Here is a 16,547-nt window from a genome sequence, read left to right as displayed (position 1 = left end):
TTATGAAATCAGATTCTTTCATTCTAGGTGAAAAATCTCAGAGGGAAAATTAGCACGCCGTTTAGGTTGGGATTGTCGTCACGAACTCACAGAGCTTTGACATGATAGACAAAGAAAAAGCCCTCAAACCGAGGCTTGAGGGCTTTGCATTGCGAGTTGGAAAGGAGCGTATTACTTGCTCACTTTACCTAGCTTCAACCAAGTATCGATAACCGTATCTGGGTTCAATGACACAGAGCTGATGCCTTGTTCCATCAACCATTCCGCTAGGTCATCGTGGTCTGATGGGCCTTGGCCACAGATACCGACGTATTTGCCAGCTTTGGTTGCCGCATCGATGGCCATTTGCAGCATGGCTTTCACTGCTGGGTTGCGCTCATCAAATAGGTGAGCAACGTCGCCAGAGTCACGGTCTAGACCAAGCGTAAGCTGAGTCATGTCGTTTGAACCGATAGAGAAGCCATCAAAGTACTTTAAGAACTCTTCAGCAAGTACTGCGTTTGACGGTAGCTCACACATCATGATGACTTTCAAACCTTGGTCGCCGCGGCGTAGGTCGAACTTGGCTAGTAGGTCGATAACCGATGCCGCTTCGCTTGGTGTACGTACGAATGGGATCATGATTTCAACGTTCTTCAGACCCATCTCGTTACGAACGCGTTTGATTGCTTGAGTTTCTAGCTCGAAACAGTCTTCAAACACTGGAGAAATGTAGCGAGACGCACCACGGAAGCCGAGCATTGGGTTTTCTTCGTGCGGTTCGTAACCTTTACCGCCCACCAAGTTGCTGTACTCGTTCGATTTGAAATCAGACATACGAACGATCACGCGTTTTGGCCAGAATGCAGACGCGATAGTCGCAATGCCTTCGGTCAGCTTGCTAACGTAGAAGTCGATTGGATCTTTGTAGCCACGAATACGCTCAGTGATTTCCGCTTTTAGCTCATCGCTTTGCGCATCAAAGTTCAGCAACGCTTTCGGGTGAATACCAATCATCTTATTGATGATGAATTCAAGACGCGCAAGACCGACACCTTCGTTCGGAATTTGAGCGAAGTCGAATGCACGGTCTGGGTTACCCACGTTCATCATTACTTTGGTTGGAAGCAGCGGAAGCTCATCAACCGCAGAGCGTTTGATTTCGAAATCCAGCTCGCCTTGGTAAACGTAGCCCGTTTCACCTTCAGCACAAGACACAGTCACTGTCTCAGCGTCCGTCAGTTTGCTGGTGGCATCACCACAACCAACGATAGCCGGAATACCAAGCTCACGTGCGATGATCGCTGCGTGGCAAGTACGGCCGCCACGGTTAGTGACAATCGCAGACGCCTTCTTCATCACCGGTTCCCAATCTGGGTCAGTCATGTCTGTCACCAGCACATCACCATCTTGCACCAATGACATTTGGTCTAGAGAGTTGATTAAGCGCACTGGGCCTTTGCCGATACGTTGGCCAATCGCACGACCTTCAACCAAAACGTCTGCTTTGTTGCTTAGCTCGTAACGCTCAATCACGTTTTGCTCGCTTTGAGAACATACTGTCTCTGGGCGTGCCTGTACGATGTAAAGCTTGCCGTCGATGCCATCTTTTGCCCACTCAATATCCATAGGACGTTTGTAGTGCTTTTCGATGATCATCGCTTGTTTTGCTAGCTCTTTGATCTCTTCATCATTCAGAGAGAAGGCGTTGCGCTCTTCTACTGACGTATCGATGATCTCAACTTGCTTACCGATCTCTTGACGGTCTGAGTAGATCATTTTGATCTGCTTAGAGCCAAAGGTCTTCTTAACGATAGGGTGTTGACCCGCTTCTAGCATTGGCTTGTGAACGTAGAATTCATCAGGGTTAACCGCACCCTGAACCACCATTTCACCCAAGCCCCAAGAAGAGGTGATGAATACGACTTGGTCGAAGCCAGATTCCGTATCTAGGGTGAACATAACGCCAGAAGAGGCTTTGTCCGAGCGCACCATGCGTTGAATGCCTGCCGATAGCGAAATGCCACGGTGGTTAAAGCCTTGGTGTACACGGTATGAAATTGCACGGTCATTGAACAAAGAAGCGTAAACGTGCTTGGTCGCTTCTAATACTGCATCAATGCCTTTTACGTTTAGGAACGTCTCTTGCTGACCAGCAAATGACGCGTCCGGTAGATCCTCTGCAGTTGCAGAAGAGCGAACGGCAACAGAAATCTCAGGATGATTGTCTGTCAGTTCTTTGTAGTTATCACGGATATCTTGTTCAAGATCCGCAGGGAATGGCGCTTCTAATACCCATTGACGGATTTTTGCACCTGTCTCACGCAGTGCTTCTACATCCTCAACGTCTAGTTCATCAAGTAGTTGGTGAATACGTTCATCCAAACCTTCGTGGTCTAGGAATTGATTAAACGCATAAGAGGTGGTCGCAAAACCGTTTGGTACTGATACGCCAACATTGGCTAGGTTAGAAACCATTTCGCCAAGTGAAGCATTCTTACCGCCGACTTTGTCGACATCATCCATGGATAGGCCATTGAACCAGAGGGTGTTCTTTTGCATGTCTTTCTCCAGAAACATTGCAGCAATTGTAGGGGGACTTAAAGGCAAACGATTACGTATTGGCTAAAAAAAATTCTCAAGGAATTTTCAAAGCTGTGGGGAACGTAATTGCAAGCCAAATTGATTTATTAATATTATGTAAACCATCCTACTCAAATGAATTTGAAAAAATAAACAAAAATGCAAATAAATAGCCAAAGTCGTGATGTATTCTATGTTTCTGACGGAACGGCCATAACATGTGAGACATTAGGGCATGTTGTTCTGGGTCAGTTTCCTTTCATTGCTAATGAAAAAACCTTTCCTTTTGTCGAAACGCCAGACAAAGTTGCCGATGTTATTAAAGAAATTGAAATTTCCTACCAGCGAGAAGGCGTTAAGCCATTGGTATTCTTCTCAATTGTGGTACCAGAACTTCGTGAATTGCTTCGCAAAGCCCCTGCAAATTGTTATGACGTGTTAGAGAGCATTGTGCAGAAAGTAGGAGACGACATTCAAATGAAGCCACAACCAAAGCTGCAACGTTCACGCAGTGTTGGTAAAGATTCTGATACTTATTTCGACCGAATCGCTGCGATTGAATACACGCTTGCTCATGATGATGGCATCACTTTAAAAGGCTTAGAAGAGGCCGATATTATTTTGCTGGGTGTGTCGAGAAGTGGTAAAACGCCCACCAGTCTATACATGGCGATGCAATTTGGTATGCGCGTAGTGAATTACCCGTTTATCGCCGAAGACGTCAAGATGATGCGTTTATTGCCTGAGTTTGAAATCCATCGCCATAAACTGTTTGGTTTAACCATCAACCCAGAACGGTTGAATGAAATCCGCGAGAACCGCTTATCAGGCAGCGAATACGCCAGCACTGAGCAATGTAAGTTGGAGCTTGATACGGTAGAAGCGCTGTTCAGAAGAGAAGCTATCCCTTACATCAACACGTCATCGCTGTCGGTGGAAGAAATCACCACGCGTATATTAGAAAGAGCAGGAATGAAACGTCGCCTATTTTAAGGACATTTCCGGATATTACTTGAGTACAGAACTTAACAAGGTGCCGATAGCCAATATCGGCACCTTGTTTTCTTATGGGTGTGTCTTTTTATGGAGATCTTGCCTCAATTCATAGCGTTGATACTAAGTAAGCTGGGAGCCTTAACGGGTTTTGATCATTTGTGGTTTGCCTGCAATGAAAGCGATGCCAGTCCATACCAAGGAAATCGCAAATAGGAAAATCAAAGGCTCTTGCCAAGAATGAAAGGATTCATGCAAAAAGCCGAAAATCATCGGGCCGGTGGCGGCAAATAAATACCCGACGCATTGCGCCATACCGGACAGCGCAGCCGCTTGGTGTGCGTCGTGCGTGCGTAAGCCAACAAAAGACAGGCTAAGAATAAACCCGCCACCAAGACTAAACCCGATCGCAATGACCCACACCACAGCAAGCTGAGGCAATAGCATTAACCCGATAAGCCCCAATGCAGCACAAGCTGAAATCATGCTGCTTAAACCGCGTTTGTCTTTCATTCTGGCCATAAGAGGGATAAGAACCAAAGCAGGAACAGCAGTGGCAAGTTGAAGCACCCCATGTAAGACGCCGGCTTCATTTTCTGAATAACCTTTTTCAAGCAATATGCTTGGTAACCAGCTTACGAAGATGTACATCATAAAAGAATTAAGCGCGAGGTAAGCCGTGATCTGCCATGCTGCGAGTGTGCGCCAAAGGTAATGATGACCTTCCAATGTGGTGGTATCTGCCGTTGGTCGAGTATGTTGGTGTACTTGCGGTAGCCACAGCACAATCGCAAGAACTGGGAAAATCAAGACGCTAGCCAATGACAATCCCCAGTGTGGGATTTGGTCAATATGCCATTTGGTTGCCCAATCCATGATCGGATACGCTGCGCTTGCACTGAATGTTGATGCGACGCCCATCATCAAGACATACATAGAGGTGAGTGTCGTGACCTTATGAGGAAAATCTCTTTTCAGTAGGCTGGGTAAAAGTACATTCCCAAAAGCAATGCCAATGCCAATGCCAATCAACAGAGTGCCAAGGTAAAGCATAGTAACTGCCCCAAGTGAGCGTAGGATAATCCCGAGAGAGATAACCACGAGCGCAAACATCAATGCTGGTTCTAGCCCTACTTTACGCGCAACGCCTGACGACACTGGAGAAAATACTGCAAAGGCGATCAAAGGCAAGGTTGTAATAAAGCCAGCGAAAGTGGGGGAAAGTCCTAAGTCTTTAGAGATGAAATCAAGAATGGGACCAACCCCGGTGATTGGTGCTCTTAGCGTGCTCGCGATAAGCATAATGCCAAGAATCAGGAGCAGAGGATGATTGAGCTTTACTTTATTTTTATGTGACATAATGTCGCCTCCTAGATAGTGGCGTCATAGTACGTCTTCGATTAGAATCTGAATTTATTGATATTGACATATTATTGCTAAAAACAGACAAATATGGCGAACCCCCTTCCTAGCTCTTACTTTGACTCCGATGACTATCACCAAAAAGTGGTTGCGCTACGGATGCATGAAATCGAGCAAGATGAAGTGCCTTACCATCAGCATCGCAAGGGGCAATTGATCATGCCTTTGACCGGATTTGTAAAGAGTCAGATAGAAGATGCGATTTGGATGGTGCCAAATCATTGCGCGGTGTGGATTCCGAGCCACATTCCCCACAATAATGATATTGCGGCAAATACTGATATTTGCATGCTGTTTGTCGATCTGGTTATTCAAGGTTTACCCAATAAAACGTGCACCTTATCGGTTTCTCCTTTATTGCGAGAGTTAGTCATAAAGCTTGCCAGCGAAGAGAAAGATTATGATGAAGCAGGACGAGTTGGGCGTTTAGCTCAAGTTTTAATCGATGAACTTATTAGCATGCCGACAGAGCGGTTTGATTTTCCAATTCCGAGAGAGCCGAGACTCAATAAATTAGCGTATTGGATGATTGATGATCCGAACAATCAAATACACATTGGTCAATGGGCGAAATCATTGGCGATGAGCGAGCGCACTTTAGCAAGGTTGGTTCAACAAGAATTGAGTATGACGTTTGGCCAATGGCGAGCGCAATTACATGCGATTGTCGCGATACAAAAACTGTCGAAAGGAGAAAGTGTTCAGCGAATTTCCGAAGATTTAGGCTATGAGTCGGTTAGTGCGTTCATCACTTTTTTCAAAAAATTATTAGGTAAACCTCCTGCTCAATATATGAAAGATTTCCGTTGATGTCAGAGAGCAATTCATATCAACGAGATAGTGAGTACGCCTTGAGGAGGCATAGTATTCGCCCCCTCATTGGTTGCAGATTATGTCATGCTTCTATTGACCTTTTACTTAGGTGATCAGTAAAACTCAAACATCTTTTGCACGGCTTGATAATCTTTAGTTTGTGTCAGAGACAACATCAATAAAATACGAGCTTTCTGAGGGTTCAATGTACCAGATGCAACGAAGCCATATTTATCGTCGTCAATTTCAGCATCTAGGGTAGTAGAGCCAGTAGGCGTGCGAGAGCTGCGAACAACCATGATGCCATCTTTACTCGCCTTTTCTAACTCATCAAACACGCTATGGTATAAGTTCCCATTGCCCACACCAGCACTGACAATACCATCAAACTTCGCATCAACTAACGCTTTGACTGGCAAATTAGACGCGTTGGCGTAGTTATAAACAATGCCCACTTGAGGCAGTTTATCAAGTTTAGATACGTCAAAAGTGGTTTCAGTAGTGTGTTTGCGCTCTGGACTTCTTTGATATTTCGCGTCGCTGTTATGAATGTAGCCAAGTGGACCAAAGTTCGGTGATTGGAACGTGCTGACCGAAGTGGTGTTGGTCTTAGTGACATCACGGGCATCAAATATGGTGTCGTTCATTGCGACTAAAACGCCGCGGCCTTGTGAGTCTTCATCTGTTGCGGTCACAACGGCATTGTAGAGGTTCACTGGGCCGTCTGCGCTCATCGCGGTAGAAGGTCGCATCGCGCCAACGATGACGACGGGTTTGTCGCTTTTTACGGTGAGGTCAAGAAAGTAGGCTGTCTCTTCTAATGTATCCGTACCATGAGTAATGACGATACCGTCGACATCATCTTGCGCGAGCAATTCATGGACGCGCTTCGCTAATTTCAACCATACCTCGTCATTCATATCTTGAGAACCGATACTGACAACTTGCTCACCAGAGATATCTGCAATCTTTGTCATGCTAGGCACCGCGTTGATCAGAGAATCTACTCCGACCTTACCAGCTGTGTAGCTGGATTCAGTGGCTGATTGTCCAGCGCCAGCAATCGTACCACCAGTCGCAAGAATCTTTATATTCGGAAGATCCGACTGAGCAAATGATAAAGAGCTGAAGCACAAACCAAGTGTTATCGCACTGAGGCGGAAAAGATTTTTCTTCATAGGGATCACCTGTTTTTGGGTTAGATGTTGGGGGAAGCGTTATCTATCCTAAAAACAGTACGGTAGATTTTTTGAGCACAACCTCACCAATTTACAGATAAAAATAGTGATCAACCAAGCACTTAAAGAATATCAAATCAGATGGTTAACGTAATCGACGTGCTTGATTAACAAGTGAGCCTTTCCAGTAATCTGGTCAACAATTGATTAATCGTAATTGATTCATTAGTAAATAAAGAAGCGCCGTTGTACCACTGGTCGGGAACAGGAAGTGGTAGAGCAGTTCCGCCTAACCAAAGTTCCGTGTAGTTCTAATGGTCTGTGCTTCAGTTAAATACAGGTTGAAGTTTTTGCAATTGGGATGACTGGCTTGATTGTACGTACTCAAGGAAGTCTTGTTTTGGTATAGGCTTTGAAAAGTAGAACCCCTGAATGTTATAGAACTCAAGCTCATGTAACACTCTCAGTTGAGAAGGATCTTCCACACCTTCGACTATGACCGACATATTTAAGGTTTGCGAAAGAGTATGAATGGCTTCGAGCAAAGGCTGGATGGTATGTCCGTTACTCAAGTTGTTCACAAAGACACGATCGATTTTTATGATATCAAATGGGTACTGAGTGATGAAATCTAAGCCTGAGTAACCGGTACCAAAATCATCAACAGCAATTCGGATACCGAGCCTTGATAGGCGGTTCAAGTGTGCACGCAAGGTCAAGAATTCGTCATCATTGAATATAGCCTCTTCGGTAATTTCAAACACCAAACGTTCACTAGCTAGATAGTGATACTTCAATCGAGACTCGACTTCATTAATAAAATCTCCTCGAAGTATCAAAGAGCGACTCACGTTTACACTGATATAGCGCTCACTGAACATGATTTTGTTTTCGCTGATCATGGTGATTGCATTGTCTAAAACCAAGTAAGTGATTTGGTCTATCAAACCGACTTTCTCTGCCAAAGGAATAAAAATACCCGGAGAGATAAACCCTTGTACTGGATCGTTCCAACGGACTAATGATTCTCCACCAATTACAGTTCTATCTCGCTGATCGACAATTGGTTGGTAGTGCACGCTCAAATTACGGCCTTTTATAGCTTGTGTTAGTGAGAATTCTAAACTGTTTTTGGCAAACTTCTTTGATGAGAAAAATAGGTGTATGACCAGAGCACAAGCCATGCCTAATAGTCCGATCCAGAGTTTGCTTGCCAAGTATTGCCAATAAAATGGAAAGCCTATTGTTGAGTAGACGGTAAATGGTAATAGTTTGGATGTGGCTTGCTCTTGCCTAAGTTCATTTTGAGTGATGGTGTTTATCGCCGTTCTATCAATGATGTCGATACGATAATGCATGTCACCAAAGCGGAAGATATCGGCAACCAATATTTGCAAGACTTGTTTTGGAAAGACGACGCTGATACCTCGATCTTTTTGTTCAGTGAAGAAAAGGATCAAGGCTTGATTGTTGGTAAGTGCCCTTTGAGTAAATGATAACGTAGCATGTATGTCGCTATCTCCCAAACGATTCAATATGCTGGAATAGATACGAAAAGAAGGATGTCGTTCACTACTGGTACATAGAGCATTGCCATTCTGATCGAACGTAGAGATATCTTTCGCCATTCCTAAGCTAAAGATGCTTGTTCGTAAGTCATGAATTAGTTCATCGCATGATTTAAGGAAGTACTTGTCATCTAACAAAGGGAGCAATTGCTGCACATTATCGCGCAACTCAGTTTCGATCGCCGAAACTGCTTGTTCTGTGAGCTTTTTATGATGTTGATTTGCGAGGGGGATAAAAGCCAACATTGAAATCGTAAATGATAGTAGGCCAACACCGACCAACTGAAAATTATTATTCCACTTCTTAGACATTGTTTTAAAGAATTGATTGGTCACAGAATTAAATCGTGCAAGCAGGTAATGACATAAAACTATCTTAACCGTCTCAGTTTTAGGATTTGGTCAGCGTAAACTGTGATCGCTATCTTATAAAATATAGCTAAGTTACTATTTTAAAATAAAAAATGTCGATTTCATTCACCTTTTTTAAAGCTTAATGCATGTGCATGCATGAACGCTTTAGAGCGGTTTTTACCATTTCATTCAGTAGATAATCATCAAAAAATGACTTACACAAAATGCGATGGAAACGCACATTTTTTCACGAGTGCTCTGACAATGTCCTAACGAAAACACAAATAACTTCGATTAATTTAGTCTCGGCAAACGTTTTCGTTGTGTGATATTCCACTATCAAGAGGTTAGAGAAATGATCGCGAAAATTTACTCTGTTAAAGTGACTTGTCCGTGCTGTGGTGAGCTGCATACTCAACAATCGAAAGATTGGTTTATTGACCGAACTACACCGTTCTTAGTTGGGGAGGGATATGACTTCCACTGCGGCTGTGGGCAGGAAGTTGAATTTTCTTTTTTGGCTCAACAACACGGTTCGATTGTCAGGCCGATGAGTGATTTAGGTATTTGATACGAGAAACCTACAAGCATTCTTTTCTGCAACACTGGTTCGATGTATCTAACGATAAATAAGTTAAAAAAAAGCGGCTTTACCCCGGAAAAGATAAAAAGCCGCTTGCTAATATAACCAAGTACTTAATGTGACTTGGATATAGACGTGTTAATCCACGTCTTAACGCATAATCATTTGCTCGCGACCAGGACCAACAGAAACCATTTTCACTGGCACGCCCATTAGTTCTTCAATACGTAGAACGTATTTTTGTGCCGCAACTGGTAGCTCTTCGAATTTACGGCAACCAGTAATGTCTTCGCTCCAGCTTTCCATCTTCTCGTAGATTGGTGCTAGAGCAGCCGTTTGAGGCCAAATTGGGTTTTCGCTGTGCTCGCCTTCGTAACCAACACAGATTTTTAGATCTTTAAGACCCGTTAGACAGTCTACTTTGGTCAGAGCGATTTCAGTCGCTGCTTGAAGCTCAACGCCGTTCTTAGTCGCTACTGCATCAAAGTAACCCATGTCACGTGGACGACCTGTTGTCGCGCCGAATTCACCCGCTAGTTCACGGAATGCATCTTGCTCTTCCATTGCAGTGATTAGCGTACCAGTACCTACTGATGAGCTGAACGCTTTTGCTACTGCAATAACACGCTCTGGACGCAGAGCAGGAAGACCACTACCGATACCTGCGTACATAGACACAACGTTTGAAGATGTTGTCCATGGGTACTCACCGTAAACAAGGTCACGGCCCGCACCTAACTGTGCTTCGAACAGTAGAGTTTGGTCTTTTGCTTGCAGCTCTTTTAGTGGAAGCGTTACGTTGCAGATAGCATCACGCCAAGGAGCTGATACTTCTAGCAACCAGTTCGCCATCTCTTCTGCGGTTTGCTCGAATTCGAACGTTGGGTAAAGTGCACGTAGTTGTGGAAGTTTCCAGTCCATCCAGAACTTGATGCGTTCTACTAGAACTTCTGGTTGTTTCAACCAACCAACTAGGATGCCTTTTTTCATCACACGGTCACCGTATGCAGGTGCAATACCTTGACGAGTTGAACCGTATGCTTTGTCGCCTAAGCGTTGTTCTTCTAGCGTATCTTCTAGTGCGTGCAGAGGTAGGCACAGTGTTGCGCGATCAGAGATGCACATGTTCACTTTAACGCCCGCTTCCGCGACTTCCGCAATCTCCTCAGACAGCGACGCAGGGCTGATAACCATACCCGGACCTAAAACTGCCAAACAGTCAGGGTTGAAAACGCCACTTGGTAGCTGGTGCAGCTTGAACGTACCTAGGTCGTTAACTACGGTGTGACCCGCGTTGTTACCACCTTGGAAACGAATGCTTGCAGAAGCTTGCTCTGCCAAAAAGTCAACGATGCGGCCTTTGCCTTCATCACCCCAGTTTGCACCCACAACAACGATAGACGACATAATTCATTCTCCAAAAACAGACCGGAAAATCTTAGGATGCTCGCATGAATAAGAGAAATTAATTATACTCATTAACTTGATAAGAAAGTCATATCGGGTAATTTTCTATGTTGGATTTGAACTGGTTACGTACGTTTGTCACCTTGGCAGAAGTAAAACATTTCGGAAAAACAGCGATTGAACTGCACATGACGCAGCCAAATGTCAGTCTTCACATCAAGCAACTAGAACAAGCCACTCGTACCAAGTTGATAGAGCGCAACCCTGTACAACTGACTCAGGCGGGTAAGCGGTTATTAGACACTGCCGAACACATGTTGAATGAGCTGCAAATCTGCCAATCCGATCTCAATGCCATTAATGACTTAACGCAAGGAACGCTCTCGATTGCGGCGAGTGACATTGTCTCGCGTCTGTTACTTATCAAGCCATTCCAGCAGTTCAAAAACGAGTATCCTGGTATCGACTTAGCACTGTTCAACACCATTTCATCGCAAGCGGTGGATTTGGTAAAAAGTGCTCGTGCTGACATCGGTTTTGTTATTGCGCAGAAAGAGAGTCAACCACTGCACTTTACGTCGCTGACCCAGATTCATTGGTGTGCCTTCGGTGACAATATTTTTGATTGGCGAGACAATAGCGAAGAAAACCAAACGCTGATTTTGCTCGGTCACGATACCCGAACGCGTGAGTTGATTGACGCGTCTCTGCCAGAGCTAAACCTGCCAAAACATAGAGTCATGGAAGTGGGCAGTGTAGAGGCTCAAATTGATTGGGCAGAAGCCGGATTCGGAACCGCAATTGTGCCGGACTTCTCCCTCGATCCAAGATTGAAACTATCAAGAAAAGTGACGCCGTTACCCAGCTTCCCCAACACCGATTTTGGCTACATTGTTCGCCAAAACCAAGTGCTGTCCAAAGCCGCAAAACAGCTCCTAAAATGGGTAGCTGAGAATGTGTCTGTGGTAGAGGTTTAACGGTATGCAAGACACAACGATTACTATCCCTCTACCATCTTTGATTCATCGAATTGGTGGTGACCATGCTAAGCGAGCCAAAGCTATAGCCGCAGAGAACAAGTGCGAACTGAAGCGCATTCGACGCTCGCGTAATTGGCAAATCGCTGGAGAGGCTTTGGATTTAAAAGCGTTCCTCGACCATATCAAAGCAGAAGAATCTGAGCCGATGCGATTTGTGATCAACAAAATGGAAGTTGGCCTGGCTAAGCACCGCGATAAGCTTGAACCTTTGGAAGCCAAGCTGATTCGATTCGTCTTGGAGAATCCAAACATTACTTTGGCGGAGCTAATGTCGGAAACCAACTGTACCATCGCCCAAGCTCGAACGGCACGTTTCGACGCAGAGATGCTATAAACCTGAAAGTTTCTTCTCCTATTCCCTGTCTATATAGGTAAGCGATTGATTATCAAACATCGGATAACGTAGAGAGGGAAGGTTATGAAGCTGATATTGAAACTGTTGAGCGTATTCTTCATTTGGGGGAGTTTGACGCTTCCTGCTTTCGCTCTTGATCCTGTTTATAGCGACTTTCTCGGTAAAGCGATTCGTGGCTATGACCCTGTCGCCTACTTCACTCAATCAAAACCAGTCAAAGGTGACAGCGACTTTACTTACCGTTGGAATGATGCCAAATGGTACTTTTCATCGGCTGAAAATCGAGATGCATTCGTGAAAAATCCTGAGAAATTTGCACCGCAATATGGCGGCTATTGTGCTTGGGCAGTGAGCAAAGGCTATACCGCCAAGATAGACCCCAATGCGTGGAACATTCACGATGGAAAGCTCTACCTAAACTACAGCAAATCCGTTCAAGCCTCTTGGCAACAGGACATTCCGGGCAATATTGCGAGCGGGGATAAAAACTGGCTGAAGTTACTTGCAGAATAACGAAGTCTAACAAGATAAAAGGTCGCTATTACAGCGACCTTTTTCAATTTTGGTTCCATGAAATGGAGCATTACCACATCAGATCGTCTGGTACTACGAAATCTGCGTACGGGTCATCTTCTGCAGGGATATCCGCTTCTGGTTCTTTCTGTTCGATGATCACAGACTCGTCACGTTGAGCAATCTTGTTCGCAACAGGACGAGGAATGACCACATAGCTTTCACCAACGATGACGATTGCCAAGATGCCTTTGATCAACTGATCACGGACAAGTGAATCGACATAGAGAGATTTCACTAGCGTGCCGTGAGTGAAATTGTATTTGATGTCACCATCTTTCAAATCAAGCTTGTTCATTTCGATCAGCTGAATGATTTGCGCTTTAACTTCTTTGCTCAAACGCTCGTTGTTTTGCTGCTCGCTAAGTTGCTTGTCACGTTCTAACTGCTGACGTTTGTTCTCTTCAACCGCCGCTTTTACTTCGCGGGCTTGAACGCGTGATTTTTTAGAGCCTTTCTTAGCTTTCTTCAGTTTTTTCTCGTTAACCAAGCCTGCTTTTAGCATCTGCTCTTGAAGGGTAAGTTTTGCCATGTTCTATCCGGTTAGTGCGCAATTTTGTGCATTTTAACCAGTCAGAAGACGCAAAGGAAGAGGGAGAAGTCCTTCTCATTGATATTGAGTTCGCTAAGGTAAGGAGAACAATCGAAATGAGCAATGGTTAAAATATAGAACTTGATTCGATAAAAAATAGTAAAAATAAAGAGACTATCATTCTGTAATATAATTGAGTAATTATTAGATAATTCAAACGGCCTTTACTTTAGTGTGCTTATTGTTATTTATTCTTTGATTTATTGTGAGGTTGATAATATTAGTAATCATTGATGTAGTTGATTTGTATTTTGTTGGTTTTAATTTTGTCGATGTCAGTCACAAAAAAAAGGCAGAGGAAAAAAACTCAATTTATGATCCTTTACCATAACTCGATAACCCTCATCGTTGAAATCTATTATTTGTAATGATCGATATATTGCTGTCCTTTCCGACCAATGTGTTCTTTGTGCCGTTTGTTTTTCTTCTTTTGATTATGTGCATTGATCTCATCTTTAATGTTGTAGATGTGGCGGTCGCAGATATCGATTTATTTGAATCGGGAAATCTATTTAGTGGTGGGCTCTTATTGCCCCCTATATTATCTAAAGTCCCACTAGCGGTGGGCCTGTGCGTGAGTTTCTTCTTTGCCACTATTCTGTCTTTCTATTTTTCTTCTTTTATAGATCAATACATTAGCACTACTACAGCGATGATTGCGAAAGTCGTTTCTATCCCTGTTAACTTCTATTTGTCTTTGTATATTAGTGCCAAGCTATTAAGCCCATTAGCGCCACTCTTTGATAAGAGTAAGGCGTTTGCAAAGGTCGATTTTGTAGGGATGAAAGCAAAAGTGCACAGTGGTGAAGTGAATGCTCAACGCGGTGAAATTATTGTCCATCATAATGGCAGTGAATTCTTACTGGATGCCCGAATATTAGAGTCGGATGCACCCATTGAATATGGTAACGATGTCGTAATCGTTTCTCTAAATAAACAAAAAAAATATTACATTATTAATCAGTAGCTAGAAAATTAAGGAGCAGCTATGCAGATTTCTCCAAGTCTGATATTCCTTGGAATTGGTATCGGGATTTTTTTGATTATTCTTGTGTTTCTTACCACCCGATATAAAAAAGTTCGAGGTGAAGGCGACGCGCTTATTGTAAACGGACTGCATGCTACTCGCGCTTCTTTAACTGGTACTTTTGTTTGGCCAGTGATCAATAAATTTGAGTTCATGGATATTACTCGTAAAAAAATCTCTGTCGTTAGAAGTGGTCGTAAAGACCAAGAAGGCGAAGAATATGAGGGCCTGCATTGCCGAGATAATATTCGTGCGGACCTTAAAGTCGATTTCTATATCGGTGTGAATCATGAAGAAGAAGACATTGTTCGTGTTGCTAAACTCTTTACTGCTCATGATGCTTCTAACCTAGACCGCTTAAAAGAGCACTTCCAACCTAAGTTTTCTGAAGCTCTTAAAACGGCGGTAAAACAGTTTGAATTCGAAGAGCTGTTAACTAATCGTCGTGCGTTTCGTGATGCCGTTGTTGATGTAATCGGTAGCGAAATGGATGGCTTTAAAATCTATGATGTTGTGATCGATAAAGTCGACCAAACGGCTTTAGATGCGCACAGCCCAGGCAATATTCTCGACGTAGAAGGCATTCGTAAAATCTCTGCTATTACCGCGCAAAAGAACACGGAAACTAACGCGATTCGTCAGGATGAGCAAACGACCATCAAGAAGAAAAACGTTGAGGCCGAAGCGAATCGTCTCCAGCTTGATAAACAAGAGAAAGAGAGCATAGCTCGTACTCAGCGTGAAATCGATATTATCAAAGCGCAAGAAGAGGCGTTGGCCGCTGAAAAACGTGAAGAATATGAGCGAATTACTAAGCTAGCTGAACTTGAAACCGAGGAAGAAGTTGCTAAAAAACGCGAAAGTGTCGAGATGGAAGTCGAAATGACACGTATTGCAAACCAGCGCCAAGTGGCAATTCAACAAGAAGAGCTCAATCGTTCCGTCGAGACTGAACGAGTTCGCACTTCAGCGGAAGTCGCTGAAAAAGAAATGCAGAAAGAGACGACGGTCGAAGAAGCGATGAAGTCTGTCGCAGAGACTCGTTCTCAGCGCGTTGAAATCGAACGTAAGATTGCGCGCGAAGAGGAAGAAACGGAAAACTTGCGCGTGAATGAGCGTGTAAACCGTGAAAAACGCATCAAGCTGACGGAAGCAGAAGCGGTTGCGGAATCTGCTCAGATCGAACTATTGGTTGCAGCTCGTGCAGAGAAAGACGCAGCTCGTGAACGTTCTGAACGTATCTTGATCGAAAACGAAGCTGAGATGAAAGTGAAGACTCGTGACGCGGAAAATGAGTTGGCAGTGAAGACTCGCCAAGCTGAAGCGGAACAGGTGGTCACAACCAAACGTGCGGAAGCAGAATTTGTGGCGAAAGATCGTGAAGCCGCAGCGAAAGAGCGCATGGCACAAGCAGAGAAAGAGTTGATTAGTGCAACAGGTCTTGCTGAAGTGGAAGTAGAGCGTGAGCGTGCGCTTGCGATAAAAGAGACGGGTGAAGCAGAAGCTTACACCTTGCAAAGTGCCGGTGAAGCCGAAGCTCAAGCCCTACGTGCTAAAGGCCTGGCAGAAGCTGAAGCTCAGACAGCTCGCTTCGAGGCGGCTCAGCAATATGATGATCACACACGTGAACACGACAAGTGGGTGATGCAGTTACAGCAAGAGAAAGACCTTGAATTGGCGCGTATTGATGCTCAGAAGACTGTGGTCGGAGCGAATGCTCAAGCCTTGGGCGAGGCGCTATCGAAGGCAGATATCCGTTTGTTTGGTGGTGAAGGGATGGAGCAAATCCGCCGCACTATCATGGATGCTGCTGTCGTTGATGCGAAGTTTAACGAATCAGAGGTTCTTAACCCACTGGTCTCAGATTACGTAAATGGCAACCGTAGCTTGCCGCAAGACATCAAAGACGTGTTAGAGAGTACGGAACTGAAAAGTAGTGATTTGAGTAACGTTGCTTTAGCGGGTTTGCTGAATTCACAAGGTGGCGCCGCGGAGCTGATGAAGAAAATTCAAAGCTCATTAGACACAACAACCAGCGATAAATCTTAACCTTTCATTCTCTCTAAAAAATCCCGCTTCA

The 16,547-nt window shown here is 44.2% G+C and carries 14 protein-coding genes; 8 read left to right on the top strand and 6 right to left on the bottom strand.

From position 1 onward, the window contains the following. Positions 1-171: 171 nt before the first annotated feature. The gene (gene ppsA, locus ITG12_RS22670) at positions 172-2,541 is read right to left on the bottom strand and encodes a phosphoenolpyruvate synthase (protein ID WP_038876652.1); all 2,370 of its coding nucleotides are present in this window, start codon (positions 2,539-2,541) and stop codon (positions 172-174) included. 180 nt (positions 2,542-2,721) lie between these two features. Between ppsA and ITG12_RS22665 the strand changes: the two genes are divergently transcribed. Beyond that, the gene (locus ITG12_RS22665; protein WP_038865048.1) at positions 2,722-3,555 is read left to right on the top strand and encodes a pyruvate, water dikinase regulatory protein; all 834 of its coding nucleotides are present in this window, start codon (positions 2,722-2,724) and stop codon (positions 3,553-3,555) included. Between the two features lie 141 nt (positions 3,556-3,696). On the opposite strand, the gene ITG12_RS22660 is transcribed toward ITG12_RS22665, so the two are convergent. Next, on the bottom strand, positions 3,697-4,914 hold the full coding sequence (locus tag ITG12_RS22660; protein WP_038876653.1) for an MFS transporter: 1,218 nt from the start codon (positions 4,912-4,914) through the stop codon (positions 3,697-3,699). Positions 4,915-5,007: 93 nt separating this feature from the next. Here ITG12_RS22660 and ITG12_RS22655 point away from each other — a divergent pair, with 93 nt between their 5' ends. Next, positions 5,008-5,787, top strand: a complete 780-nt coding sequence (locus ITG12_RS22655) for a helix-turn-helix transcriptional regulator (protein ID WP_038876654.1) — start codon at positions 5,008-5,010, stop codon at positions 5,785-5,787. A gap of 116 nt (positions 5,788-5,903) precedes the next feature. On the opposite strand, the gene ansB is transcribed toward ITG12_RS22655, so the two are convergent. Both ansB and ITG12_RS22645 read right to left on the bottom strand, forming a co-directional pair. Further along, positions 5,904-6,968 carry an L-asparaginase 2 gene (ansB, locus tag ITG12_RS22650; protein ID WP_038876655.1) on the bottom strand — a complete coding sequence of 355 codons (1,065 nt, stop codon included), beginning with the start codon at positions 6,966-6,968 and terminating at the stop codon, positions 5,904-5,906. Between the two features lie 326 nt (positions 6,969-7,294). After that, positions 7,295-8,782 (bottom strand): EAL domain-containing protein, encoded by a 1,488-nt coding sequence (locus ITG12_RS22645; protein WP_038876657.1) that lies wholly within the window; start codon positions 8,780-8,782, stop codon positions 7,295-7,297. Between the two features lie 463 nt (positions 8,783-9,245). On the opposite strand from ITG12_RS22645, the gene ITG12_RS22640 reads away from it, so the two are divergent. Then, the gene (locus ITG12_RS22640) at positions 9,246-9,461 is read left to right on the top strand and encodes a hypothetical protein (protein WP_080774341.1); all 216 of its coding nucleotides are present in this window, start codon (positions 9,246-9,248) and stop codon (positions 9,459-9,461) included. 162 nt (positions 9,462-9,623) lie between these two features. Here ITG12_RS22640 and ITG12_RS22635 read toward each other — a convergent pair whose 3' ends face one another. Beyond that, the gene (locus tag ITG12_RS22635) at positions 9,624-10,880 is read right to left on the bottom strand and encodes an adenylosuccinate synthase (protein WP_005439252.1); all 1,257 of its coding nucleotides are present in this window, start codon (positions 10,878-10,880) and stop codon (positions 9,624-9,626) included. Between the two features lie 107 nt (positions 10,881-10,987). On the opposite strand from ITG12_RS22635, the gene ITG12_RS22630 reads away from it, so the two are divergent. The 3 genes from ITG12_RS22630 to ITG12_RS22620 all read left to right on the top strand — a co-directional run bounded on the left by ITG12_RS22630 (position 10,988) and on the right by ITG12_RS22620 (position 12,788). Then, the gene (locus tag ITG12_RS22630; protein ID WP_248874111.1) at positions 10,988-11,857 is read left to right on the top strand and encodes a LysR family transcriptional regulator; all 870 of its coding nucleotides are present in this window, start codon (positions 10,988-10,990) and stop codon (positions 11,855-11,857) included. 4 nt (positions 11,858-11,861) lie between these two features. Further along, positions 11,862-12,254 carry a ribosome recycling factor family protein gene (locus ITG12_RS22625; RefSeq protein WP_038876661.1) on the top strand — a complete coding sequence of 131 codons (393 nt, stop codon included), beginning with the start codon at positions 11,862-11,864 and terminating at the stop codon, positions 12,252-12,254. Between the two features lie 84 nt (positions 12,255-12,338). Then, on the top strand, positions 12,339-12,788 hold the full coding sequence (locus ITG12_RS22620) for a YHS domain-containing (seleno)protein (protein ID WP_038876663.1): 450 nt from the start codon (positions 12,339-12,341) through the stop codon (positions 12,786-12,788). 70 nt (positions 12,789-12,858) lie between these two features. Here the strand turns inward: ITG12_RS22620 and ITG12_RS22615 are convergent, their stop codons facing one another. Continuing rightward, entirely contained in the window at positions 12,859-13,380 is a 522-nt protein-coding gene (locus ITG12_RS22615) for a DUF2058 domain-containing protein (protein WP_038876665.1), read from the bottom strand. 427 nt (positions 13,381-13,807) lie between these two features. Between ITG12_RS22615 and ITG12_RS22610 the strand changes: the two genes are divergently transcribed. Both ITG12_RS22610 and ITG12_RS22605 read left to right on the top strand, forming a co-directional pair. Beyond that, positions 13,808-14,407 (top strand): DUF1449 family protein, encoded by a 600-nt coding sequence (locus ITG12_RS22610; RefSeq protein WP_038876667.1) that lies wholly within the window; start codon positions 13,808-13,810, stop codon positions 14,405-14,407. 21 nt (positions 14,408-14,428) lie between these two features. Beyond that, positions 14,429-16,516: a peptidase gene (locus ITG12_RS22605; RefSeq protein ID WP_038865062.1), complete on the top strand. Its 2,088-nt coding sequence runs from the start codon at positions 14,429-14,431 to the stop codon at positions 16,514-16,516. Positions 16,517-16,547: the final 31 nt, after the last annotated feature.

The sequence above is a fragment of the Vibrio sp. ED002 genome (assembly GCF_023277445.1).
In the GTDB taxonomy this organism is placed as follows: domain Bacteria; phylum Pseudomonadota; class Gammaproteobacteria; order Enterobacterales; family Vibrionaceae; genus Vibrio; species Vibrio jasicida.
This window is presented reverse-complemented; position numbering and strand designations above follow the sequence as displayed.